General features: G+C 61.9%; 24 protein-coding genes. 18 read left to right on the top strand and 6 right to left on the bottom strand.

The window, feature by feature from the left end; genetic code table 11:
• Positions 1–303: 303 nt before the first annotated feature.
• From ACUY1T_RS21460 to sctU, 12 genes are all read left to right on the top strand, one after another.
• Complete coding sequence (locus tag ACUY1T_RS21460; protein WP_446025605.1) at positions 304–621, top strand: hypothetical protein; 318 nt, start codon at positions 304–306, stop codon at positions 619–621.
• A 251-nt stretch (positions 622–872) separates the two neighbouring features.
• Positions 873–2,000, top strand: coding sequence for a type III secretion system gatekeeper subunit SctW (gene sctW / locus ACUY1T_RS21455; protein WP_446025604.1), 1,128 nt, complete (start codon positions 873–875; stop codon positions 1,998–2,000).
• Positions 2,001–2,177: 177 nt separating this feature from the next.
• Positions 2,178–4,265 carry a type III secretion system export apparatus subunit SctV gene (sctV, locus tag ACUY1T_RS21450; RefSeq protein WP_446025603.1) on the top strand — a complete coding sequence of 696 codons (2,088 nt, stop codon included), beginning with the start codon at positions 2,178–2,180 and terminating at the stop codon, positions 4,263–4,265.
• A gap of 75 nt (positions 4,266–4,340) precedes the next feature.
• A complete protein-coding gene (locus ACUY1T_RS21445) occupies positions 4,341–5,267 on the top strand; it encodes an FHA domain-containing protein (RefSeq protein ID WP_446025602.1) in 927 nt (308 codons plus the stop codon).
• A complete protein-coding gene (locus ACUY1T_RS21440) occupies positions 5,267–6,649 on the top strand; it encodes a FliI/YscN family ATPase (protein ID WP_446025601.1) in 1,383 nt (460 codons plus the stop codon). The genes ACUY1T_RS21445 and ACUY1T_RS21440 overlap by 1 nt, the downstream gene beginning before the upstream one ends.
• Positions 6,636–7,121: a hypothetical protein gene (locus tag ACUY1T_RS21435; RefSeq protein WP_446025600.1), complete on the top strand. Its 486-nt coding sequence runs from the start codon at positions 6,636–6,638 to the stop codon at positions 7,119–7,121. The genes ACUY1T_RS21440 and ACUY1T_RS21435 overlap by 14 nt, the downstream gene beginning before the upstream one ends.
• A complete protein-coding gene (locus ACUY1T_RS21430; protein ID WP_446025599.1) occupies positions 7,118–7,660 on the top strand; it encodes a type III secretion system HrpP C-terminal domain-containing protein in 543 nt (180 codons plus the stop codon). The genes ACUY1T_RS21435 and ACUY1T_RS21430 overlap by 4 nt, the downstream gene beginning before the upstream one ends.
• Positions 7,650–8,708, top strand: coding sequence for a FliM/FliN family flagellar motor switch protein (locus ACUY1T_RS21425; RefSeq protein WP_446025598.1), 1,059 nt, complete (start codon positions 7,650–7,652; stop codon positions 8,706–8,708). The genes ACUY1T_RS21430 and ACUY1T_RS21425 overlap by 11 nt, the downstream gene beginning before the upstream one ends.
• Complete coding sequence (gene sctR / locus ACUY1T_RS21420) at positions 8,708–9,364, top strand: type III secretion system export apparatus subunit SctR (protein ID WP_446025597.1); 657 nt, start codon at positions 8,708–8,710, stop codon at positions 9,362–9,364. The genes ACUY1T_RS21425 and sctR overlap by 1 nt, the downstream gene beginning before the upstream one ends.
• A 57-nt stretch (positions 9,365–9,421) precedes the next feature.
• A complete protein-coding gene (gene sctS, locus ACUY1T_RS21415; protein ID WP_446025596.1) occupies positions 9,422–9,682 on the top strand; it encodes a type III secretion system export apparatus subunit SctS in 261 nt (86 codons plus the stop codon).
• A 1-nt stretch (position 9,683) separates the two neighbouring features.
• Positions 9,684–10,478: a type III secretion system export apparatus subunit SctT gene (gene sctT / locus ACUY1T_RS21410; RefSeq protein WP_446025595.1), complete on the top strand. Its 795-nt coding sequence runs from the start codon at positions 9,684–9,686 to the stop codon at positions 10,476–10,478.
• Positions 10,479–10,505: 27 nt separating this feature from the next.
• Entirely contained in the window at positions 10,506–11,603 is a 1,098-nt protein-coding gene (sctU, locus tag ACUY1T_RS21405) for a type III secretion system export apparatus subunit SctU (RefSeq protein ID WP_446025594.1), read from the top strand.
• A 30-nt stretch (positions 11,604–11,633) separates the two neighbouring features.
• Here sctU and ACUY1T_RS21400 read toward each other — a convergent pair whose 3' ends face one another.
• Entirely contained in the window at positions 11,634–12,605 is a 972-nt protein-coding gene (locus ACUY1T_RS21400; RefSeq protein WP_446025593.1) for a LysR family transcriptional regulator, read from the bottom strand.
• A gap of 130 nt (positions 12,606–12,735) precedes the next feature.
• Here ACUY1T_RS21400 and ACUY1T_RS21395 point away from each other — a divergent pair, with 130 nt between their 5' ends.
• The 6 genes from ACUY1T_RS21395 to ACUY1T_RS21370 all read left to right on the top strand — a co-directional run bounded on the left by ACUY1T_RS21395 (position 12,736) and on the right by ACUY1T_RS21370 (position 20,854).
• Positions 12,736–13,674: a sodium-dependent bicarbonate transport family permease gene (locus tag ACUY1T_RS21395; RefSeq protein WP_446025592.1), complete on the top strand. Its 939-nt coding sequence runs from the start codon at positions 12,736–12,738 to the stop codon at positions 13,672–13,674.
• 278 nt (positions 13,675–13,952) lie between these two features.
• Complete coding sequence (locus ACUY1T_RS21390) at positions 13,953–15,122, top strand: isovaleryl-CoA dehydrogenase (protein WP_446025591.1); 1,170 nt, start codon at positions 13,953–13,955, stop codon at positions 15,120–15,122.
• An 89-nt stretch (positions 15,123–15,211) separates the two neighbouring features.
• Complete coding sequence (locus ACUY1T_RS21385; protein ID WP_446025590.1) at positions 15,212–16,819, top strand: carboxyl transferase domain-containing protein; 1,608 nt, start codon at positions 15,212–15,214, stop codon at positions 16,817–16,819.
• Between the two features lie 165 nt (positions 16,820–16,984).
• A complete protein-coding gene (locus tag ACUY1T_RS21380; RefSeq protein ID WP_446025589.1) occupies positions 16,985–17,815 on the top strand; it encodes an enoyl-CoA hydratase-related protein in 831 nt (276 codons plus the stop codon).
• Entirely contained in the window at positions 17,812–19,863 is a 2,052-nt protein-coding gene (locus ACUY1T_RS21375; RefSeq protein WP_446025588.1) for an acetyl/propionyl/methylcrotonyl-CoA carboxylase subunit alpha, read from the top strand. The genes ACUY1T_RS21380 and ACUY1T_RS21375 overlap by 4 nt, the downstream gene beginning before the upstream one ends.
• Positions 19,864–19,954: 91 nt before the next feature.
• Positions 19,955–20,854: a hydroxymethylglutaryl-CoA lyase gene (locus ACUY1T_RS21370; protein ID WP_446025587.1), complete on the top strand. Its 900-nt coding sequence runs from the start codon at positions 19,955–19,957 to the stop codon at positions 20,852–20,854.
• Between the two features lie 185 nt (positions 20,855–21,039).
• Here ACUY1T_RS21370 and ACUY1T_RS21365 read toward each other — a convergent pair whose 3' ends face one another.
• The 5 genes from ACUY1T_RS21365 to ACUY1T_RS21345 form a co-directional block, all read right to left on the bottom strand.
• The gene (locus ACUY1T_RS21365) at positions 21,040–21,795 is read right to left on the bottom strand and encodes a hypothetical protein (RefSeq protein WP_446025586.1); all 756 of its coding nucleotides are present in this window, start codon (positions 21,793–21,795) and stop codon (positions 21,040–21,042) included.
• Positions 21,796–22,201: 406 nt separating this feature from the next.
• The gene (locus ACUY1T_RS21360; protein WP_446025585.1) at positions 22,202–22,432 is read right to left on the bottom strand and encodes a hypothetical protein; all 231 of its coding nucleotides are present in this window, start codon (positions 22,430–22,432) and stop codon (positions 22,202–22,204) included.
• Between the two features lie 358 nt (positions 22,433–22,790).
• Positions 22,791–23,006 carry a hypothetical protein gene (locus ACUY1T_RS21355; protein WP_446025584.1) on the bottom strand — a complete coding sequence of 72 codons (216 nt, stop codon included), beginning with the start codon at positions 23,004–23,006 and terminating at the stop codon, positions 22,791–22,793.
• A 99-nt stretch (positions 23,007–23,105) separates the two neighbouring features.
• Entirely contained in the window at positions 23,106–23,309 is a 204-nt protein-coding gene (locus tag ACUY1T_RS21350) for a hypothetical protein (protein ID WP_446025583.1), read from the bottom strand.
• 431 nt (positions 23,310–23,740) lie between these two features.
• Positions 23,741–24,052 carry a hypothetical protein gene (locus tag ACUY1T_RS21345; protein WP_446025582.1) on the bottom strand — a complete coding sequence of 104 codons (312 nt, stop codon included), beginning with the start codon at positions 24,050–24,052 and terminating at the stop codon, positions 23,741–23,743.
• Positions 24,053–24,138: the final 86 nt, after the last annotated feature.

The following is a 24,138-nucleotide window of genomic DNA, read 5'->3' as shown; positions in this document are numbered from 1 at the left end:
CCTGGAACCTCTGAACGTTCACCACCACTCAGAATACGGGTGCAACGCAGAGAGACGGGGAACTCCTCATGTCATTCTATCTGTGCCACCTCGCGGTACCCAGAGTCGTATTGGCCAGGCCGGTGGCATGGATCTCGCCAGTGCTGCTGGTCATGGGCTGAGCCACGCCTGCCCCACCACACCAGCGAGGCCATCAGTCAGCGCTGGTCTCTATATTTTCGACCACGACAACCCTGCATGGCTACGACCAGAGTAGGCTAACCCCAAGAGCAGGCAGGCATGAACGACGATAAAGGAACATCGATGACCACGAGCGATGAAACGCCCCCCGATTCCTGGCAGGCGCTGCTCGAGCAAGGTGACGGCTATCTGACGCCGGCGCAGCGCAAGGCCTTCGAAACCGCCATCGCCATGGTGATAGAACGTCTACAGGTGACCCTCGGCAAGACACCAACGCCGGCCGAGCAGGCCGAACCCTTCGACTTCGCTCGCTATATCGACGGCCTGGAGGAGCGGTTCATCGACGATGCCAAGCACCTGGACGAATTGCAGCAGGATGCCGCCCTGACGGCGGCGAGGGTGGTCGAGCACATCGCCGACATCATCAGCACGCGAAAGTAACGATCTGCAACAGCTATATGTCTACTGTCCTCAGACCTCGTGCCTGTCAGGCGCGACGTAACCGAGGTAAGCGCCACGGCACCCGCCTCGGTTGACGTGAAAGGGTTGTTGAATCGACTGGCGCAGGAGGCCGGCGGGTTCCTTGCCGCTGCTGACTGTCCGCTGCACTACCGGGTTGAGCGAAGTTTTCTCTGGAACCCACTCCACCTCCGGTTCCACCCACGGGGTATCACCCCAATGTCGGACAACCAATGAACCTCACTTCCGCGACCCGCGCCCCAACCCGAGATACCGCCCATCCACCTCCTGCTATCTCCCCATCAGGCGCAGCGAACGGCATCAAGACACCGTCACCGGCAGACGACCTGGCCGATGCAATGGAAGAGGTCGCCATGAAGTTCAGTGAGAGCGTGGAACGCAACAGCAAGTCACTGGATGAACGGGCCGTGAGGCCCCGCACGCTGCTGCGCGTGCAGAAACTGCAAGCTCTCTACACCCTGCTGAGCGGCGGCTCCGATAGCCGGCTGGACAGGGAAGTACGCCGGCTGCTGGCCATGGGGCAACACCAGGTGTCATTGTCGCAGTTGCTGGAGCTTGCCGAGGGCGATCCAGCCAAGGCGGAAGTCCTGGCGCAACACGCCCTGCACCGGGCGCGCGCCCAGGGTAACACCACGGCCACAGGCAATCTGCAACAGGCGATGCAAGCCCTGCACAGCGAGCATGGCGACGAGGTTCAGGCGGGCATCAATACCGCAGAAGCGCTGGCCCTGTTCAGTCAGGAGCCGCAACAGCGGCAAACCATGCGCCAGCTCTATTACCGCACCATCGTCGGACAAGCCTCCCTGGCCGCTATCTTCGATGCCCTGCTGAGCCAGTTCGATGAACAGCACTTCAGTCAGGGAATTCATACTCTGATGCGAGCCATGGCCGACGACCTGTCCGCGGCCTACCCCTCTCTTCCCGCCAGTCAATTGCGCACCCTGTTGCGCGACCTGACCGCCAGCCAACAGCTCAGCAATATTCTCAATGGCTGCCGCGAACTGCTGGAGAGACTCGCCGCACGAAGTCTGGCCCGCCAGATGACGCCCGCTCGACTGACCCGCCGCCTGGTGGACTTCACCCAAACCAACGTCTACCCACGCGAGTTCAAGACCCTCAGTGAGGACACGGTCGGGGAGGATCCCCTGGACCATCTGCAGTTCCTCAACGCCCTGTACCCGCTGGTACAGCAACTCCCCCTACCCATCTGGAAAGATGGAAAATCCCGCCATAGTACCCTCAATCTGCTGCTGCGCATCATGACGGAATACGCCCAGTACGAGCGCCAGCAGTTGCTCGCCCAAGCCAATGCTACCGCCCCCTCGAGCGGTACGACATGAGGAGTGAACGACCCGCCATGCCGTAAAACGCCATGCCGTAAAAAATGTCGCGCCCCTTGCCGTCTGACCGGAACCCCTCCACTCCGGCTGCCACTCACCGCCTGGATAGGATCTGACCCAACCGCAACCGCCGGCCCCCCAGAACCGCCGCTGCGCAGCCACTGAACGGACATCTCGATGCACCAGTTATTTCTCCTGCTGAACCGCATCGCCATCAGCGCCATGAAGCGCTCGGAGGTGGTCGGCGCGGTCTTCGTCATCGCCATCGTGTTCATGATGATCATCCCCCTGCCCCCTGGGCTGGTGGATGTGCTGATCGCCATCAACATCAGCCTTTCGTCATTGCTGATCGCCCTGGCCATGTACCTGCCCGGCCCGCTGGCATTTTCCTCCTTTCCGGCGGTGCTGCTGCTGACCACCATGTTCCGCCTGGCGCTGTCCATCTCCACCACACGCCTGATCCTGCTCGAACAGGATGCCGGTCATATCGTCGAAGCCTTCGGCAACTTCGTCGTCGGCGGCAACCTGACCGTTGGCCTGGTGATCTTCCTGATTCTGACGGTGGTGAACTTTCTGGTGATCACCAAGGGTTCGGAACGCGTGGCCGAGGTGGCCGCACGCTTCACCCTCGACGCCATGCCCGGCAAGCAGATGTCCATCGACAGCGACCTGCGCGCCAACCTGATCGACCCCCACGAAGCACGCTATCGTCGCGAGCAGCTGGGCAAGGAGAGCCAGCTGTTCGGCGCCATGGACGGTGCCATGAAGTTCGTCAAGGGCGATGCCATCGCCGGCTTGATCATCGTCTTCATCAACCTGATTGGTGGCTTTACCGTGGGCACGCTCCAGCACGACATGAGTGCCTCGGAGTCGATGCACCTGTATTCGGTGCTGACCATCGGCGACGGCCTGATCGCCCAGATTCCCGCGCTGCTGATTTCCCTTACCGCAGGCATGATCATCACCCGCGTGGCGCCGGACAATCAGTCGCTGGATGCCAATATCGGCCGCGAGATGGCGGAACAGATCACCAGCCAACCCAAGGCCTGGATCGTTGCCTCTTTTGGCATGGTGGGGTTCGCCCTGCTGCCGGGGATGCCGACCACGATCTTCCTGACCCTCGCCAGCCTGTCCCTCGCCAGCGGACTCTTTCAACTGCTCAAGGCCCGCAAGATTCAGCAACTCCAGGAAGCCAACCGACTCCCTTCCGATACCCCTCCCGAGCTGAATGGCGAAGAGGATATTCGCCGTTTCAATCCGGCGCGAGCCTATCTGCTGCAGTTTCATCCCTGCCGCAGCACCCCCAACGACCCGGTTGCCGTCGACCTGATCCGCCAGGCGAGACGCTGCCGCAATCGTATCGTCAACCAGTACGGCATCACCCTGCCCTCCTTCGATATCGACTACAGCGACGAGCTGGCCGAAGACGAATTTCGCTTCTGCGTCTATGAAGTGCCCGCCCTGACAGCGACCCATGACCCAGACCGGATAGCCATCGAGCGTAGCCTGCTCTCCGACGAACAGATCGCCGAAGGGCAGCCGGGCATTCCAGAGCGCGACGAAGAACGTTGGGTCTGGTTCGGTGCCGATCATCCCTTGGCCCAACAAGAGGAGATGGCTCCGATCTCCTCGACTTCCCTAGTGATAGAACGCCTTCAACGCTTGTTCTTCGCCACCGGCCCCCAGTTCATCGGCCTGCAGGAGGCCAAGACGATCTTCAGCTGGGTCGAGTCGGAGCAACCCGAGCTGGCCCAGGAGCTGCAGCGGGTGATTCCGACCTCCCGTTTCGCCGCCGTGCTCCAGCGCCTGGCCGCCGAGAGCATCCCCCTGCGCGCGATCCGCCCGATCGCCGAAGCCCTGATCGAACATGGCCAGCATGAACGGGATGTCGGCGCCCTGACCGACTACATTCGCATCAGCCTCAAGGCACAGATATGCCATCAATACGGTACCCCTTCCGGCCTGCATGTCTGGCTGCTGACCCCCGAGGCCGAAGAGCTGTTGAGAGACTCCCTGCGCCAGACCCAGAGCGAAACTTTTTTCGCGCTGTCCCAGGAAGCCAGCCATCTGCTGGTGCAGCAGCTGCGCGAAGCCTTCCCCATGCTGGCCGAGCCCAAGCCGATCCTGCTGGTCGCCCAGGACCTGCGACGCATCCTGCGCAACCTGCTCCAGGACGAGTTCAACCATGTGCCGGTGCTGTCCTTCGCCGAGTTGCAAAGCACCTCACAAATCAACGTATTGGGGCGCATTTCCCTCGAAGCCTGAAGCTCGTGAAGGATGGGAACTCCCTCGCCCGTTCACCCACTTAACCAACAGCAAACAACGCTGGATCGGACCTGGATGCCGATTACCGGATACACGATCCGAACCAAGGGGACCGTCATCATGTACGAATTGCGCGTTCTTACCGGACTGCATCGCGGCGCCGCCTTACCACTGGTCGGTGAACAGTGGCTCCTTGGTGCCGATGAGGACTCCGATCTCGTCCTGTTCGATCCAGGCGTCAAGCCGCGGCACTGTCGTCTCGAGTGGCAGGACGACGGCTGGGTGCTCACCGCCATGCAAGGCAAGATTACCGATGCCGAAGGCCATCGCCTCGATGCCCTACCGGCGCTACGCCCCAACATGGCCTTTTCCCTCAACGGAATCTGGATGACCATTGTCGAGGCCAACACCCCCTGGCCCAGCGACGACGTGGAAGTTTCGGCCGTACCTTCACCGGCCCCTGCCACACCACCGACGGCGAGACGTTCCGGCGTACCCTTCTTTCTCGGTTTTCTCAGTGCGGCCGCCATTGTCGCCACCAGCGCCTGGGCCACCTTGACGCCTGAACCGACTCCGGCGCCGTCCCCCGAGGCCGAACCCAACAAACCTGTTCTGAGTATCGCCACCGATGTGGAACAACAATTGCGAAGGATGCTGGTCGATCGCGAACTGGACACCAAGGTCCATGTCGAGGTCAGCCATCAACGGATCGTATTGAACGGCACCCTGCTCCCCAGCGAACAGGAGCTGGTCGGCCGGATGCTCACGCGCTTCCAGCAGCGCTTCAGCACACCTTTACCGATCGACAACCAGATTTCTCACCAATCCCGGACCTTGCCTTTCGAGATCGCGCAGATCACCTCGGGACCGATGGGCAGCGTCGTGACCGGTGATGGCAAGCGCCTGTTCATCGGCGATGAGCTGAACGGCGTGCGGCTGGTCGCCATCGACAGTAACAAGGTCCTGTTCAAGGGCGACCAGGATTTCGAGGTCATCTGGTAGTGACTCCCGACGTCCTGGCACAGTGGCGAGACCGACACCTGGCGCGCCTGGAGGCCTTCCAGCCCGTCGCCATCGAGGGCAAGGTCACGCAGGTCAATGGAATCCTGGTGGAAAGCCGGCTGCCCTTCGCCCGCATTGGCGACCTCTGTGCCATCCATAGTCAGAGCGACAAGAGCCAGAGCGACAAGAGCCAGAATGCCCCCTCGGTGCTCGCGGAAGTCATCGGCTTCAGCGCCCACTCCACGCTGCTGTCGGCTCTGGGGCCGCTCGATGGCATCGAGGCTGGCGCGGCGATCACGCCGTTCTTCCAGGCCCACCGTATCCGTATCGGCCCACAACTGCTGGGTTGCGTGCTGGACGGCTTCGGCCGCCGCCTGCAAGGGCCAAGCGAAGCCTTTACCCTGGAGCGCGGCGACCAGACCTTTCCCGTCATCGCCGATGCCCTGGCCCCCACCCAGCGCCCCCGCATCAGCCAGCCCATGCCGAGTGGAGTGCGCGCCATCGATGCCCTGCTGACTATCGGCGAAGGCCAGCGCATCGGCCTCTTCGCCGGTGCCGGCTGCGGCAAGACCACCCTGCTCGCCGAGCTGGCGCGCAACATGCCCTGCGACGTCATCGTCTTCGGCCTGATCGGCGAGCGCGGCCGGGAGCTGCGGGAATTCCTCGACCATGAGCTGGATGAGGAACTGCGCGCCCGCTCCGTGCTGGTGTGCTCCACCTCGGACCGAACCAGCATGGAGCGCGCACGCGCCGCCTCGACCGCCACCGCCATCGCCGAGGGCTTTCGCGCCCAGGGCAAACGGGTATTGCTGCTCATCGACTCCCTGACCCGCTTCGCCCGCGCGCAGCGTGAGATCGGCCTGGCGGCAGGGGAACCTCCCGGCCGTGGCGGCTTCCCGCCGTCGGTCTACACCATGCTGCCACGCCTGGTCGAGAGAGCGGGCAACATGGAGGGGGCAGGCTCGATCACGGCGCTCTATACCGTACTGATCGAAGGCGATGTGATTGCCGGCGACCCGGTCGCCGACGAGGTGCGCTCGCTGCTCGACGGCCACGTCATCCTGTCGCGCAAGCTGGCGGAAAAGAACCATTACCCCGCCATCGACGTGCTCGGCAGCATCAGTCGCACCATGCCCAATGTCGCCGACCACGCGCAGATACAGGCCGCCGGCAAGCTGCGTCATCTGCTGGCGGCCTACAAGGAGGTGGAAATGTTGATTCGCCTGGGCGAGTACGAGCCGGGACACGATCCCCTGACCGACGTCGCCGTGGAGCTGCAGGCCGACATCAACCGCTTTCTGCAACAGGAGATGCGCGCGCCGACGCCCTATGAACACTCCCAGCAATTGCTCGCCCAGTTGAGTGCCCATGCCCCGCCCTAGGTCCCGTGCGAAAAATCGCTACCTGCCCGATGAACCACGTCCCGCCGATCCCGAGTCATTGCAACTCCAGCACAGTCTCGAGGTGCTGAAGCCGATTCGTGCCCATCGACGGCTGATGGCCGAGCGCCGCTGGCGGCGGGAGCGCCAGGCCCTGGCGCAGTTGCACGACAGGGTGCAGGAACGCCAGGCCGAAGGCGAACGGCGTCGGCAAAGCTGCCAGCAGCGCCGAGGCGAACTGGCCGGCGAGCATCAGTCGCGCCGCATCAGCCATGAATCGCTCGAGCAGTGGATGGGAGAAGAGAAGCAGTTGCTCAAGTCCATCGAGGCCATCGATCGCGAGCTGCATCAACTGCAGCAATCACTTGAGGAGCAGGAAGGGCGCGTGGAGGAAGCCAAACGACAGGCGGAACTCCAGCAGCGAGAAGAAGAGCGCCTGATGCTGTTCACTCAAGCACTCGAGGAGGAGTCATGAACCGCCCCCTGATGGCAAAGACAGCGGCTGCGGATAGCGCCGTCGCGACAACGGATGACGTGGTTTCCCGCCCCGCGAATGGCGGAGCGGCGAAGGCGCGGCGCGAGGCGAGCGATGCGGACGCCATGCTGTTCAGCCACCTGCTCATGCCTCCCCTGCCGGCCAACGCCCAGCCCCCGGCCATTGCCGGCGAGGAGGGGCGCCCTCCGAGCGGTACCGCCGCCAAATTCGCCGATGTCATGATCCACGGTACGCAGACCCAGCCGCTGGATCGGCTGGAGCATCTGGTGCATGAACGGCTCGATGATGGCCGCCCTGACATCGAGTGCACCCTGCTCCTGCCCCGGCTTGGCGAGGTCAGGCTCAATGCCAGCCTGCAGCAGGATGACTGGCACATCGACCTCACCTTTCTGCACGCGCCGGCCCTGGCCTACGCACGCCGTCACCATTCCCACCTCGCCCAGCGCCTTAGCGATCGTCTGGGCCGCCAAGTGATCCTGGGCCTGCATCTTCGAAGGGAAGACTCGCTTGACGACTAGCTACCTGAACAAGTTACGACGCGTCAGCGCCCATGAAGCCTGGGCGAGCAACCGGCTCGGACGCGGCAAGGCGCTCCATTGGGGCGGCAACGCCGACACACAGGGATACCTGACGCTGCGTAGAGTAAGCGAGCGCGAGCCGGGCGGCGCTTGGCTGCATCTCGATACGGCGGCCGGCGCCCTCGCCCTCGACAGCACCAACGCAGAACCATGGCTGAACCAGCTCTCCGAGGTACCGTTCGTGCTCTCCTCCGTACCCGCCACCGATGGCGGCGAACAGGCGTGGTACTTACAGCTCTACAACCAGCACCTGCTCGCCGCATTTCGCCAGTTGCTCGGTCATCTCCAGCCGCTCGAGCCGCCCCCGGGCGATGCCCATTCCGACCGCCATACCTATCTCCTGGACTGGCGTATCGGGGACCACAGCGGCCAGCTGCTTGCCACGCTAGGGGAAGCGACGCTGGAGCAGCTACTGGGTCGAGCGCAATGGCAAGACATCTCGCGGCTCGACATCGACGATCTCGTGCTCGATACCCCACTTTGCCTGGGCCAACTCCAGCTCGAGAAGAGCGAGTTCAGAGGGCTCGGCATTGGCGATGTGATCCTCCCCACCCAGCCGATGTTTTCCGCCGAGGGAGAAGGTTTCGTGCAACTGGCTTCCGTGCGTCTGCAACTTCGTCACCAGAGTGAGGGAACCCAGGCCTGCTATCGGGTCACTCATCGGGAGGAAGTGGCTGCAGGCGCTCCCCTGGAGCACGACGATCACGATTTGGATGCCAGCATGGAAATGCCCTCAGTAGAAAGCAGCGTCACCCTGTCCCTGAATGCCGGTGCGATTTCCCTGACCCTCAAGGAACTGTCACAGCTGCAAGAGGGCAGCATCCTGGTCGCGACCGGAGAGGCCCCAGGCTACGCCACCCTTTATCACCGCCAGCGTCCGGTAGCGCGCGGCGAACTGGTGGAAGTGGAAGGACGCCTCGGTGTGCAGCTGACCCAGGTGCTGCTGCCACCAGGGACTGCCGATCACACCGGCGGGGACGACGACTGATGAATCTGGGCCAGGTCGACCCGCTGATCTTTGCCCTCTTCCTGGGCGGTCTGTCACTACTGCCCATGCTGCTGATCGTCTGCAGCGCCTTTCTCAAGATCTCCATGGTACTGCTGATCACCCGTAACGCCATGGGCGTACAGCAGGTACCGCCGAACATGGCCATCTACGGCATCGCCCTGGCCGCGACCCTGTTCGTCATGGCGCCGGTGCTCCAGGACATCAGCGAGAAGGTCAAGGAGACCCCTCCCGACTTCAACTCCCTGGACACCATGCAGGCCAGCGTCAATCACCTGGTCGGTCCGCTGCAGCAGTTCATGGCCAACAACTCCAACCCCGACGTGCGGATCCATCTGATGGACAACACCGCTCTGCTCTGGCCCAAGGAGATGGCGGAGAAGGTCAGTGAAGATGACCTGATGATCACCATTCCGGCCTTCATGCTCTCGGAACTGCAGGCCGGTCTGCAGATCGGCTTCCTGATCTACATTCCCTTCATCGTCATCGACCTCATCGTCTCGAACGTGCTGCTGGCGCTGGGCATGCAGATGGTATCCCCCATGACCATCTCCCTGCCGCTCAAGATCCTGCTGTTCGTGCTGGTCGAGGGCTGGGGACGCCTGCTCGATGCGCTGTTCTACACCTATGTGCTGTGACCTCATGTGCCCCGACGATGCCATCTGCCTTGATCGCAAGCCTGGAAGGTTGAGCCCATGGATACCCTGACCCTGTTCAAGCAAGGCCTGGTGCTGGTGGTGTTGCTGTCGGCCCCGCCACTGCTGGTGGCGGTGATCACCGGCGTGATCGTCTCGCTGCTGCAGGCCCTGCTGCAGGTTCAGGACCAGACCCTGCCCTTCGCGATCAAGCTGGTGGGGGTCGGGGTCACCCTGGCACTGACCGGGCGCTGGATAGGGGTGGAAACCATCCAGTTCATCACCCAGGTCTTCACCCTGATCGCCACCACGAGGCACTGAGATGCCGTTTCAGGGTGCCCTTCATCTCGCCGACTGGGTCCTGGCCATCACCCTGGCCATGGCACGGCTGTATCCCTGTCTACTGTTGGTGCCGCTGTTTTCCTTCCATGAGCTCAAGGGCATGCTGCGCTACTCCATCGTGGCCATTCTGGCACTGGTGGTGTCACCCGGCATTCACGAGGCGCTGCCCAATGATCACTCCTGGTGGACCCTGTTCGCCCTCTATTTCAAGGAAGCGGCCCTCGGCATGCTGCTAGGCGCCCTGCTATCCATGCCCTTCTGGCTGTTCGAATCGGTCGGCGCCTTGTTCGACAACCAGCGTGGCGCGCTGATGGGCGGGCAGCTCAACCCCAGCCTCGGCCAGGACTTCACGCCCTTGGGTTTTCTGTTCAAACAGGCGCTGATCGTGCTGATGGTGACGTCGGGCGCCTTCCTGACCATGCTGCAGGTGATCTGGGACAGTTATCTGGTATGGCCGCCCACCCAATGGTTTCCGACACCGGCAGCCGATGGCATGGACGTCTACCTCACTTTGCTATCCGCAACCTTTACCGACATGGTGCTGTACGCCGCCCCTCTGGTCGCCCTGCTGCTGTTCATCGAGTTCGGCATGGCGATTCTCAGCCTGTACAGTCCGCAGCTACAGGCGTATATCCTTTCCATGCCACTCAAGTGCCTGGTCGGCCTCGGCTTTCTGGTGCTCTATTTACCGATGCTGTTCTACCTGGCCGGTGAACGCAACCTGCAGTGGATAGGCTTCAAGCATACGCTGCAATTGCTGTTCGCCAGCCCATGACGCCGCGGTTCGACCAGGAGTCTCGTCATGGGTGAAAAGACCGAAAAGCCTACTCCCAAGAAGCTGCGCGACTCACGCAAGAAAGGCCAGGTCGGCCAAAGCCAGGATGTCCCCAAGCTGCTGATTGCCGCGGCGCTGCTGGAAACCATGCTGGCCATGGTGGAAACCGGCATGGCCAGCATGGAAGGCCTGGTGGCGGTCCCGCTGACGCTGCTGAATCAACCCTTCGAATACGCGCTCCGGGCAGTGGTCATCCAGTGCCTCACCATTGCGGGCTCGATGATCCTCATGGTGCTTGGCTTGGCCGTGATCATGCGCCTACTGGGCAGCTGGCTTCAGTTCGGTTTCCTGTTCGCGCCGGAAGCCCTCAAGATCGACTTCAACAAACTCAACCCCGTTAACCAGCTGAAGAACATGTTCTCGGGCAAGAAACTGTTCGAGCTGTTCAACAGCCTGGTCAAGGCCATCGTCCTGGCCACCCTCCTGTATCTACTGCTGTCCCCCGCACTGCAGACCCTGGTGAAACTGCCACTGACCGACCTCGACACCACCTGGAAAGGCATTGCCCTGCTGTTCGTCAAGATCGAGAGAGCCTGCCTGATGACACTGCTGGTGCTGGCCGCACTCGACTTCGGCATGCAGAAGTATTTCCACATCAAGGGCCTGAGGATGAGCAAGGACGACATCAAGCAGGAGTACAAGAATGCCGAAGGCGACCCACACACCAAGAGCCACCGCCGCTCGGTGGCCCGTGAAATTGCCATGAGTGACGCCCCGGCCGCCAAGCCCAAGCCACGGCTGGAAGACGCCGATGCCCTGGTGGTCAACCCGACCCACTTCGCCGTCGGGCTCTACTACCGGGCCGAGAGCACCCCCTTGCCGCGCATCGTCTGCAAGGGGATGGACGACGATGCCCTGGCACTGATCGAGCAGGCCAAGGAGAAGGGCATCCCCGTCATCCGCTTCATCTGGCTGGCGCGAACCCTCCATCGCGAACGGACCGGCGGTTACATTCCGCGGGAAACCCTGCGCCATGTGGCCAAGATCTACCAGGTCATTCGCGAACTCGACGACGAGGCCATGGACGACGGCATCCTGCACATTCCCGATCTGGAGATCTTGTAGGGCACCGACCTTCAATCGAACCAGAACGCCTCAGGTGCGCCCGGATAGTCCAGCCTCCAACCGCCCCAGCATCTCCCCCAACTCATTGGCCACGAAGCGCGGTTCCACGCATTCGTCGAGATGACCAGCGGCGAAGCGCAGGAAGCCCAACGCGGCGTGGGGCAGGCGGCGGTCGCGGCGCACGATGAACTGCCAGTGGCTTTCGATGGGAAAGTCGATGACCGGCAGGATCGCGATATCGGGGTGTTCCGGGGGTAGCACGTGCTCTGAGAGCACGGCCAGGCCCATGCCGGCCGCTACCCCCACGCGAATCGCCTCGTTGCTGGCCATCTGCAGCGTGGGGCCCAGCGAGAGCCCATGCTCCTGCAGCCAGCCCTCGAACATCATGCGCGTCGCCGAGCCCGGCTCGCGCAGCAGCAGGCGCTCCCCCAGCAGGTTACGCATGGCGATACGTTCACGATCCGCCAGGGGGTGCCCCTGCGGCGCCACCACGACCAGTGGATTGCGCAGGAAGCGTCCGGCCAGGGCATGAGCCAGCGAGGGCGGATGGCTGAACACGTAGAGGTCGTCGTCCTGGCGCTCGAAGCGAGTGAGCATCTGGCGGCGGTTGCCGATATGCAGGGTCACGTCGACATCGGGGAAGGCCTGACTGAAGGGACCGAGCAGGCGCGGCAACACGTACTGGGCGGTATTGACCAGGGCGATGCTGAAGCGCCCCCGCTCACCGCCACGCAGTGCGGTGAGATAATCCTCGAAGTCGTCGAAGCGCCCCAGCACTTCACGGCTGGCCCGGTAGAGTTCCCGCCCCGCTTCAGTGGGTACCTGCCGCCCCTGCCGCATGATCAGCAACGGCTCCCCTACCGCCTCGGCCAACCGCTTGAGCTGCTGGGAAACGGTCGGCTGGGTCAGGTGGAGCTGGCGCGCGGCCTCGCTGACCGAACCGCTGCGGACCACGGCGACATAGACCTGCAACAGGCGAAACGTCAGGTGGCGTATGTTCATGGCAAGGACCACTGCAGCCTTATAGATAATTTTCCATACTATTCGCCAGTACATTCAATTGGAATCAATACCACGCACTCCTCACAATCCGCGACTACCCTGCCATTGCGTTCCAGAAGAAGAGAGCCCCATGCCAGATATCGTCGTGATGTTCTTCCTGCTCGGCCTGCTCGCCGGCGTCGTGAAATCCGATCTCACCATTCCCAAGGCCGCCTACGACACCCTCAGCCTGCTGCTGATGCTCACCATCGGCCTCAAGGGGGGCATGGCGCTGTATGGCAACCTCAGCTGGTCGCTAATACCGGAACTGCTCGCGGTGGCCGCCCTGGGGGGCTTGATCCCACTGGCCCTGATGCCGGTGCTGCGCCGCCTGGTACGGCTCTCGCCCGCCGACAGCGCCAGTATCGCCGCCCACTACGGCTCGGTCAGCGCCGGCACCTTCGCCGTGGCGCTGGCCTTCGCCGAGAGCCGCACCCTGCCCATCGGCGCCGAGGTCACGCTCTACCTGGTAATGATGGAGCTGCCGGCGATCATGGTCGCCATCGCGCTTTACCGCCGTCATTCCGGCAAGGATTCAAGCGAAGCCCTGCAAGGCATCTGGCACGAGACCCTGACCAACCGCGGCGTGATCCTGCTCGCCGGTGGTGCGGTGATCGGTGCCATGTACGGCCCGGCGGAAGGCGCCAACGTCACCGACCTGCTAATGGGCGCCTTCCATGCCGTACTGGCCCTGTTCCTGCTGCAGATGGGCCTGACCGCGGCGGAAACCCTGCGGCCCATTCCCTGGTACCACTGGCGCCTGCTCACCTTCGCCCTGGTGGCGCCGTTCGTGCTGGCAATGGCCGGCCTGGCCGTCGGGCTGATGCTGGGCCTGCCCACCGGCTCGCTGATGATCCTCACCGCCCTTGCCGCCAGCGCCTCGTACATCGCCGCCCCGGCTGCCATGCGTACCGCCATACCCCAGGCCAACATCGGCCTGGCCATGCTGGCGGCGCTCGGTTTCACCTTCCCGCTGAACGTAATCGTGGGCATCCCCATCTACCACCAGCTCGCCATGTGGCTGGGTTGATAGGGGCTGAACCTGTCGCCGCGCCACCGATCATGCAGGTCGGTGGCGCTTATTCCCTCCGTCTGCCACGCTTCCTTTACCCTCTTTCTTCTTACCCTTCTTACGCTCCTTTCCCATGACCTATCTTCTACATTCGTCGCACGTCCAAAAGCTGCACTTTACGTTAACGTAAACCTCGCCTAGTCTAGTACCATTCATGTATAGCGCTGCGGGTTGCGCCTGCGCGGCCCGTATCACCAGACAGCTGGTCTACCACTGACACTAGGAGTTCCGCCGCCATGTTCACGTCCTACAAGCCCCTCGACTTCGGCCTCGATGACGAACTCAACATGCTGCGCGACCATGTGAACGCCTTCGCCCGCGACGAGATCGCCCCGCGCGCCGCCGAGATCGACGAGAAGAACGAATTCCCCAACGACCTGTGGCGCAAGTTCGGCGACATGGGCCTGCTCGGCATCACCGTGCCGGAAGAGGACGGTGGCAGCGGCATGGGCTACCTGGCGCACTGTATCGCCATGGAGGAGATCTCCCGCGCCAGCGCCTCGGTGGGCCTCTCCTACGGCGCGCACTCCAACCTGTGCGTGAACCAGCTCAAGATCAATGCCAGTGCCGAGCAGAAGGCCAAGTACCTGCCCAAGCTGATCAGCGGCGAACACGTCGGCGCGCTGGCCATGTCCGAGCCGGGCGCCGGTTCCGACGTGGTCTCGATGAAGCTGCGCGCGCGCAAGGAGGGCGACCACTACGTGCTCAACGGCAACAAGATGTGGATCACCAACGGCCCCGACGCCGACGTGCTGGTGGTCTACGCCAAGACCGACCCGGAAGCCGGCTCCAAGGGCATCACCGCCTTCATCATCGAGAAGGACTTCAAGGGCTTCTCCACCGCCCAGAAGCTCGACAAGCTCGGCATGCGCGGTTCCAACACCTGCGAACTGGTGTTCCAGGATTGCGAAGTGCCGATCGAGAACGTGCTGGGCGAGGAAGGCAAGGGCGTACGCGTGCTGATGAGCGGCCTGGACTACGAGCGCACCGTACTCGCCGCCGGCCCCATCGGCATCATGCAGGCCGCCATGGACGTCGTCGTGCCCTACATTCACGAGCGCAAGCAGTTCGACCAGTCGATCGGCGAGTTTCAGCTGGTGCAAGGCAAGATCGCCGACATGTACACCACCCTGAACGCCTGCCGCGCCTACCTCTACGCCGTGGCAGCCGGTTGCGACCGTGGCCAAACCTCCAGGAAGGACGCCGCCGGCGTGATCCTCTACTGCGCCGAGAAGGCCACCCAGGTGGCGCTGGACGCCATCCAGCTGCTCGGTGGCAACGGCTACATCAACGAGTACCCCACCGGCCGCCTGCTGCGCGATGCCAAGCTGTACGAGATCGGCGCCGGCACCAGTGAGATTCGACGCATGCTCATCGGCCGTGAACTCTTCAACGAGTCAGCCTAAACCAGCCGCGAGCCACGGGCTTCGGGCCACGAGCCGCTCGAAGCTCGAAGCTCGAAGCTCGAAGCTCGAAGCTCGTCAGAGGATATTCTATGGCTATTCTGCAAACCCAGATCAACCCGCGCAGCGACGGCTTCCAGGCCAACGAAAAGGCCATGCGCCACGAGGTAATGAAGCTGCGCGAGCTGACCGCGGCGATCAGCCAGGGCGGCGGCGAGAAGGCCCGCACCCGCCACGAGTCCCGCGGGAAGCTGTTCGTGCGCGATCGCATCGACCACCTGATCGACGAAGGCTCGCCCTTCCTCGAGTTCTCGGCGCTGGCCGCCCATGAGGTCTACGAGAGCGACGTGCCCGCCGCCGGCGTGGTCACCGGCATCGGCCGCGTTTCCGGCGTCGAGTGCGTGATCGTCGCCAACGACGCCACCGTGAAGGGCGGTACCTACTACCCGCTGACGGTGAAGAAGCACATCCGCGCCCAGGAGATCGCCCGTAAGCACCGCCTGCCGTGCATCTACCTGGTCGACTCCGGCGGCGCCTTCCTGCCCCGCCAGGACGAAGTATTCCCCGACCGCGACCACTTCGGCCGCATCTTCTACAACCAGGCCACCCTCTCCGCCGAAGGCATTCCGCAGATCGCCGTGGTGATGGGCTCGTGCACCGCCGGCGGCGCCTACGTGCCGGCCATGGCCGACGAGTCGATCATCGTCAAGCAGCAGGGCACCATCTTCCTCGGCGGCCCGCCACTGGTGAAGGCCGCGACCGGCGAGAGCATCAGCGCCGAAGACCTGGGCGGCGCCGACGTGCACGCCAAGATCAGTGGCGTGGCCGACCACTACGCCGAGAACGACGCCCACGCCCTGCAGCTCGCCCGCGGCTGCGTGTCGCGGCTGAACTGGCAGAAGCGCGGCCAGCTCAAGATGCAGGAGCCGAAGCCACCCAGGCTCGACCCCAGCGATATCTACGGCATCGTCGGCACCGACCTCAAGAAGCCGTTCGACGTGCGCGAAGTGATCGGCCGTATCGTCGACGACTCCGACTTCGACGAATTCAAGCGCTACTACGGCGACACCCTGGTCACCGGCTTCGCCCACATTCACGGCTATCCGGTGGGCATCGTCGCCAACAACGGCGTGCTGTTCTCCGAATCCGCAGTGAAAGGCGCCCACTTCATCGAGCTGTGCGCCCAGCGCAAGATCCCGTTGATCTTCTTGCAGAACATCACCGGCTTCATGGTCGGCTCCAAATACGAGCACGAAGGCATCGCCAAGCACGGCGCCAAGCTCGTCACCGCCGTGGCCTGCGCCAAGGTGCCCAAGTTCACCGTGCTGATCGGCGGCAGCTTCGGCGCCGGCAACTACGGCATGTGCGGCCGCGCCTACGACCCCAACCTGCTGTTCATGTGGCCCAACGCGCGCATCTCGGTGATGGGCGGCGAACAGGCCGCCGGCGTGCTGGCCCAGGTCAAGCGCGAGCAGTACGAGCGCGAAGGCCGCGAGTGGAGCAAGGAAGAGGAAGAAGCCTTCAAGCAGCCCACCCGCGAGCAGTACGAGCACCAGGGCCACCCCTACTACGCCAGCGCACGGCTGTGGGACGACGGCGTGATCGACCCGGCCCAGACCCGCGACGTGCTGGGGCTCTCGCTCGCCGCCGCCATGAACGCGGAAGTACAAGACACCCGCTTCGGCGTATTCCGGATGTAGGCGCTTCGCACCAGCCACGAGCACCGGGCTACGCGCCACGAGCGCTCGAAGCTCGAAGCTCGAAGCTCGAAGCTCGAAGCTCGAAGCTCGAAGCTCGAAGCTCGAAGCTCGAAGCTCGAAGCTCGAAGCTCGAAGCTCGAAGCTCGAAGCCAGCAGGATACCGATATGACCACACAGACTTATTCGAACCTGAACATCGACGGCCGCGGCGTCGCCCGGCTGACGCTGAACCGCCCCGAGGTGCACAACGCCTTCGACGACAGCCTGATCGCCGAGCTCAACGAACACCTCGCCAAGCTCCACGACGCTGCCCGCCACGGCGAGGTGCGCGTGGTGGTGCTGGGCTCCGAGGGCAAGAGCTTCTCCGCCGGTGCCGACCTGAACTGGATGAAGCGCATGGTGGAATACGATTTCGAGGGCAACCTGGCCGACTCGCGCAAGCTCTCGCAGTTGATGCACGGCCTGGACACCTTGCCCTGCCCCACCGTGTGCCGCGTACAGGGAGCGGCCTTCGGCGGTGCCGTGGGCCTGGCCGCCTGCTGCGACGTGGTAATCGCTTCCGAGAAGGCCAAGTTCTGCCTCTCCGAGGTCAAGATCGGCCTCTCGCCTGCGGTGATCAGCCCCTACGTGCAGCGCGCCCTTGGCTCGCGCCAGATGCGCCGCTTCGCGCTCACCGCCGAGGTGATCGACGCCGACCAGGCGCTGGAACTGGGCCTGGCTCACCAGATCGTCGGCCATGATCATATCGACGAGGCCGTGAGCGAAATGATCGAGACCCTGCTGGCCGGCTCGCCCCAGGCCCAGCGCGCCACCAAGTCGCTGCTGGCCGAAGTGGCCCGCGACGCCGACAGCAAGGCGACCCGCGAGCACACCTGCCGCGTGATCAGCGAGCTGCGCGTCAGTGCCGAAGGTCAGGAAGGCCTGACCAGCTTCTTCGAGAAGCGCCGCCCCGCCTGGGCCGACGACAACACGAATTCCTCGGAGCGCCGCTCATGAGTCAGACCCACGATTCCCGTACCACGCCCTTCGACACCCTGCTGGTGGCCAACCGCGGCGAGATCGCCTGCCGCGTGATGCGCACTGCCCGTGCCATGGGCCTGCGCACCGTGGCTGTCTATTCCGACGCCGACGCCGAGGCCCGCCACGTGCGCGAGGCCGACGAGGCCGTGCGCCTGGGCCCGGCCGCCGCCCGCGAGAGCTACCTGAAGGTGGAAGCGGTGGTGGAAGCCGCCAAGCGTACCGGCGCTGGCGCCATTCACCCCGGCTACGGCTTCCTCTCCGAGAACGGCGCCTTCGTCGAAGCGCTGGACGCCGCCGGCATCACCTTTGTCGGCCCGCCCGCCTCGGCGATTGCCGCCATGGGCGACAAGTCCGCCGCCAAGGCGCGCATGGCCAATGCCGGCGTACCGCTGGTGCCGGGCTACCACGGCGACGACCAGGACGACGCCCTGCTCAAGTCCGAGGCTGACAAGATCGGCTACCCGGTACTGCTCAAGGCCAGCGCCGGCGGCGGCGGCAAGGGCATGCGCGTGGTGGAAAGCGGCGAGAACTTCCAGGCCGCGCTGGACGGCTGCCGCCGTGAATCCCAGGCCGCCTTCGGCGACACCCGCATGCTGATCGAGAAGTACCTGACCCAGCCGCGCCACGTCGAGGTTCAGGTATTCTGCGACAGCCACGGCAACGGCGTGTACCTGTTCGAGCGCGACTGCTCCGTGCAGCGCCGCCACCAGAAGGTACTCGAGGAAGCCCCCGCCCCCGGCATGACCGCCGAGCTGCGCCGCGAGATGGGCGAAGCCGCCGTGCGCGCCGCCAAGGAAATCGGCTACGTCGGCGCCGGCACCGTCGAGTTCTTATTAGATAAGGACGGTTCGTTCTACTTCATGGAGATGAACACCCGCCTGCAGGTGGAGCACCCCGTCACCGAGATGATCACCGGCCAGGACCTGGTCGAGTGGCAGCTGCGCGTGGCCATGGGCGAGGCACTGCCGCTGACGCAGGACGAGCTGACCATCACCGGCCACAGCTTCGAGGCACGCCTCTACGCCGAAGACCCGGAGCAGGACTTCCTGCCCGCCACCGGCACCCTGACCCGCTTCGCCATGGACCTGAAAGGCGCCGGACTCGACCCTGAGCGCGTACGCCTGGACAGCGGCGTGGAAACCGGCGACGTCGTCTCCATGCACTACGACCCCATGCTCGCCAAGCTGATCGTCCACGGCGACGACCGCGACCAGGCGCTCTCCACCCTCAACCGGGCGCTGGCCGCGCTGGACGTGCAGGGCGTGGTGACCAACCGTGCCTTCCTGCAGCGGCTGGCCACGCACCCGTCGTTCAAGGCGTGCGAGCTGGATACCCGCTTCATCGAGAAGAACGAAGCCACCCTCTTCGCCCCCAAGCAATACAGCATCGAGGAATACGCCGGTGCCGCGCTGATCGGCCTCAACCAGCTCGCCCGCGAGTGCGAGAGCGACTCGCCGTGGGACCGCCACGACGGCTTCCGCCTCAACGCCCCGCACACCATCCGCATCTCGCTGTGCGATCCGGCCCACGTGCAGGACGATGAGAACTCGGAAAACGTGGTGGTCGTGGAAGGCACCCGGGCCAGCGGCGCCGACCCGTGGGACCTGACCATCGGCGGCGAGACCCTCACCGCCCGCCTGCAGCACCTGGAAGGCGACGCCGTGGCCGTCACCCTCAACGGCCACCGCCGCCGCCTGCAGGCCCGCCGCGACGGCAACGTCGTCGTGATGGTCGACCCGCGTGGCGAAACCCGCCTGTTCTGGCGCCGCATCGACGCCATCGACCATGGCCACCACGAGGCCGAGTCGACCCTCACCGCGCCGATGCACGGCACCGTGGTCGCGCTGCTGGTGGAAGCCGGTCAGAAGGTGGAGAAAGGCATGCCGCTGATGGTCATGGAAGCCATGAAGATGGAACACACCATGACCGCCCCCGCCGACGGCCACGTGGAAAGCTTCCACTTCAATGCCGGCGATACGGTGGGACAAGGCGACGTGCTGCTGGAATTCGCTCCCGCGGAGTAAGCTGGAAGCAAATCTGAGAGCGCCAAGGTGAGCGGCGCGGGGGTAAGCCGCGGTTCATAACCTCGGCCGAGAACAGGAAGGAGTGTAGAACATGGCATTTCCCAAGCGCGTACGCCTGGTCGAGGTCGGCCCCCGCGACGGGCTGCAGAACGAACCCAACCCGATCGACACGGCCACCAAGCTGGAGCTGATCGACCGCCTGGGCGCCGCCGGCATCCGCTACATCGAAGCCGCCAGCTTCGTCTCGCCCAAGTGGGTGCCACAGATGGCCGACCACCGCGAAGTGATGACCGGCCTCAAGCGTCGCCAAGGCATCACCTACGCCGCCCTCACCCCCAACCTCAAGGGGCTGGAAGCGGCACTGGAGTGCGGCGTGGAGGAAGTGGCGGTATTCGGCGCGGCCAGCGAGGCTTTCTCGCAGAAGAACATCAACTGCTCAGTGGCCGAATCCCTCGAGCGCTTCGCCCCCGTACTGGAACGCGCCCAGCAGGCCAACGTACGCGTGCGCGGCTACGTCTCCTGCGTACTCGGCTGCCCCTACGAAGGCGAGATCGCCCCGGCCAAAGTCGCCGAGGTTTCAAAAGCACTCTATGACATGGGCTGCTACGAAATCTCGCTGGGCGACACCATCGGCGTGGGCACACCCCTTGCCGCCAAACGCATGCTCGAAGCCGTGAGCGACGCAGTGCCCATGGCCCATCTCGCCGCCCACTTCCACGACACCTACGGCCAGGCACTCGCCAACCTCTACGCCGTGCTGGAAGAAGGCATCAGCGTGGTGGACAGCTCCGTCGCCGGCCTTGGCGGCTGCCCCTACGCCAAGGGTGCCTCCGGTAACGCCGCCAGTGAGGACGTCGTCTACCTGCTCAACGGCCTCGGCATCGAGACCGGTATCGACCTGAACAAGCTCGCCGAGACCGGCACCTGGATCACCCAGACCATCGGCCGGCCGAACCGCTCGAAGGTAGGAGTGGCGCTGGCGGCGAAGTAATTAGGTGATAGAAATGGAAAGCCCCTGAGTCAGGTGACTGGCTCAGGGGCTTTGTGTCAGGTGGATGCTATCACTGCACACCCTTAGACTCGTTAGAACAACCAAAACCAGCAATTACAATTATAGGGAGCGCACAAAAATTCCTCAATTATAAATTGTAATTCACAGCCCGCCCCAGTCCATAGTCACACCAACGCATGTGCTTCACCTTCACCTTCGCCTTCGCCTGACTGATAAGCCACAGAGTACAAGTTAGCTAGAACAACAGATATAAGCACATAGATGAATATATCCCCAAGAGGCCACAACAGGAAAAACGATACTGAATTAAAATATTCAGACTCTAACATGCCGATAGCAAGCCCCCAGAAAAAATAAAAAACAACAAACAAAACACTGAACATTGCAAGCGAAATGAATAGCGCCCACTGGGGCCCAAGAGTCATGACATAGGAATCTCTCAAAGAAATTTTTCTGTCAATCGCCACACCCACAAGCACCAACGACAACCTTAACGTGAAAAATACTGCCACCAGAAAAAAAGCCAAAGGAATCGGAGCCAACCATATGCTTTGGAAAACAAGGGCTGTTGACACCCCTATCAGCGAGCTTGGTATCATCCAAGCAAGTAAAAAGCCCATGTAGTACAGAGCATACTTGAGCTCTCGCTTGGAGAACCGAAAGATTTTAGGCCTTTCATCCAGCAACACAATTCGTATTGTGGTTATGGAAACAACTGCCACAATTGCAATTTCAGCAAGCAAGAAAGGGACATACAGCAGCAATTTGACATCGCTAAATGAGGGCCCAGCATTGGACAGAGCATAATCCACGGCCTCAAGGAGCAGATAAATAATTGACGGCAAGGCAACGCCTTTCAATAGAGCGTACCTATGCTGCCCAATAAGACACAGCGAGCCAAAGAAAAAGCTTAGAAGCACATCATTTCCTTAACATCTATGTTGTTCGGACTGCAATGTTTTCAGACACGTGCAGCACACTGATTCGGACATTCAACTTACAGTGACAAAAAACACGGCCCCGATCGCTATTACCATTACACCCACGCAGCTGGTCCATATTCCCTCATAACTCTCGCTCTTCCAACCATTCCGAGCGTGGCCTTTCGGGTATCGCCCCAAGGTCATTACCTTAACAAATGGCCAGCCAACATAATAAAAAATCACCTCAAATATTATTTGTCCTACGATATATACAACCGCACGTAAAAAGGCCTTTACAAGAGCTTCAAACACACCGTCCATGCATTGACTCCAAAAAAACACTCTCCAATTTTCACGCCTCAGATTGGGGGCGCCTACGTTCCCAAAGCCCGTAAGACAAACTTCACTTTCTTCCTGCTGCCCACTTCAAAAATCTTGGCGGATAGCCTTTCAACAAAATAACTAGTGATATATACAACAATAGCCCTACAACCGCAACAAAGATCAATACATGAGCATGAAGCCCTTCATCACGCCCAAATGCAAGAATTCCCAGAAGAGCTATAAGACAAAAAGAAGAAATCAGACCACAAAGTAGTCTGTAAAACCAGCCCAATTTCTTCAGCTCACCCACATCCAAAACTCCACATGATGACATCGCGCAAAACGGAATCGCAACAAAATTAGGAATAATAGCAATATAACGATATGATTAGCGACATAGAGACTGATGTATAAAAACCAAATAACGCGGCATTTATTAAATCTTTCTCCATCCTCGGCTTACCCCCAAGCATAGGGACCAAAATCAGAGCAGCTAGAAAAACAGCCAGCCAATGATTAAAAAGATATATATTTAGCGGAGTGGAGGCAATCGCCACTACAAGAAATATAGCCAAATACCTACCACCGCTCAGCTTTCCTTTACCTACCAGCCCATCCGTTCGCTCCATGCAACCACACCTTCTTTCTACAGCGCCAGGATTTATTTATCACCTTATATCTACGAGCATGCCAGCATCAAAAACAAGAGCCACATAGCCGAGGCTGGGCCGCCCGCCATAGGAGCCTCGCTCGATCAGGTTGCCGGCGCCATTATAGCGGTAGTGCTGCTCCCAGCCGTCACGGCCGGTCTCGCTGGCCAGACGATCCATCTCGTCATAGCAAAAACGGTAGACCGCGCTGTTGCCCAGAGTAAGCTTGCTCAAGCGGCCCACGTCATCGCAGGCGGTGAACTGCTGGCTGCCTTCCGCCTCGATGCGTTGTACCGGGCGGCCATAGTCGTCAAAGAAGAGCTGCTGCCAATATCATTCTTCTTCCATGGGTTTATATCGTTCCCAGCCCATTTTATTATGATGCTCAACCATTGCCTCTTCATAATTATTAGCCTCTATCTTATACAGCAGCTTAGCACTCTTTGAAAGCAGCCCTTTATTTTTTAATTCGATTATATTTTCCACGGTAGACAGTGTCGTGCCGTCCTCATCTTCCCAAACTTCGAAAATCATCATATTCAACCTCAACAATCTGTCATGGTACAAATGCCTCACCCGTAATGATTTCTATATCAACACGAATCGGATTGCCTCGTGGAAAGCTTCTAGAAACAGGGGCCATAACACCGCCTGCATTACCTGCGTTATTGATAAATCATTCGGCCTGACTAAACCCTACAGCTCGCTCTCGTACTTGCCTTTTTGTCAACTGTGCTTGCAACTCCTCAAGCATCAATAGCCCGTCTGCAGAACTGGGTGGGCTCATTTGTGCCCAAGACACTGACGCCTCTAGGCCACCACCTTGTGCCTGAATTCTTCCGCGGCGCATTATTTCTGCTGTACTCGAATGAGTGCCAGCATATGCGCCAGGCGTGCTTGAGACGTATCATTTGTAGATCCGGAAATGGTAGACACTGCAGTCGCGGCGGCCCCTATTCCCAATACACCTAAAAGCCATTGCCCTCGTCGGTGACATAGGCACTGATCTGCTTGGCTGCGCCATCACCGGCCTGGTCGATTCGGAGCATGGGCACGAAGCTGCCGGGCTCATAGACCACGGTGGTTTGGTAGCGCTCTTTCGCTTCGTGCACGAGCCGGTCGCCGTCCCAGCCGTAGTGGGTGGTGGCGGTGGTGCCGTTGGCCCGATGGACGGTCTTGCTGATACGCCGCCCCAGGGCGTCGTAGCGGTAGTTGGCTTCTTCGGTCGCTCCCTGGGCGCTGGTGCGGGTTAACCTGTAATGACCCCCTAGTTTCTGCACACCCTATGCAGCTAATGCAGGGTGTGCTCGGGGTGCCACATAGTCCAGAGACTGATGTGGCCGTTCTTCGTTGTAGTACCGGATCC

The organism is Billgrantia sp. Q4P2 (assembly GCF_052806135.1).
Note: the sequence above shows the minus strand (reverse complement) of the source record. Positions and strands in the feature narration are given on the sequence as shown.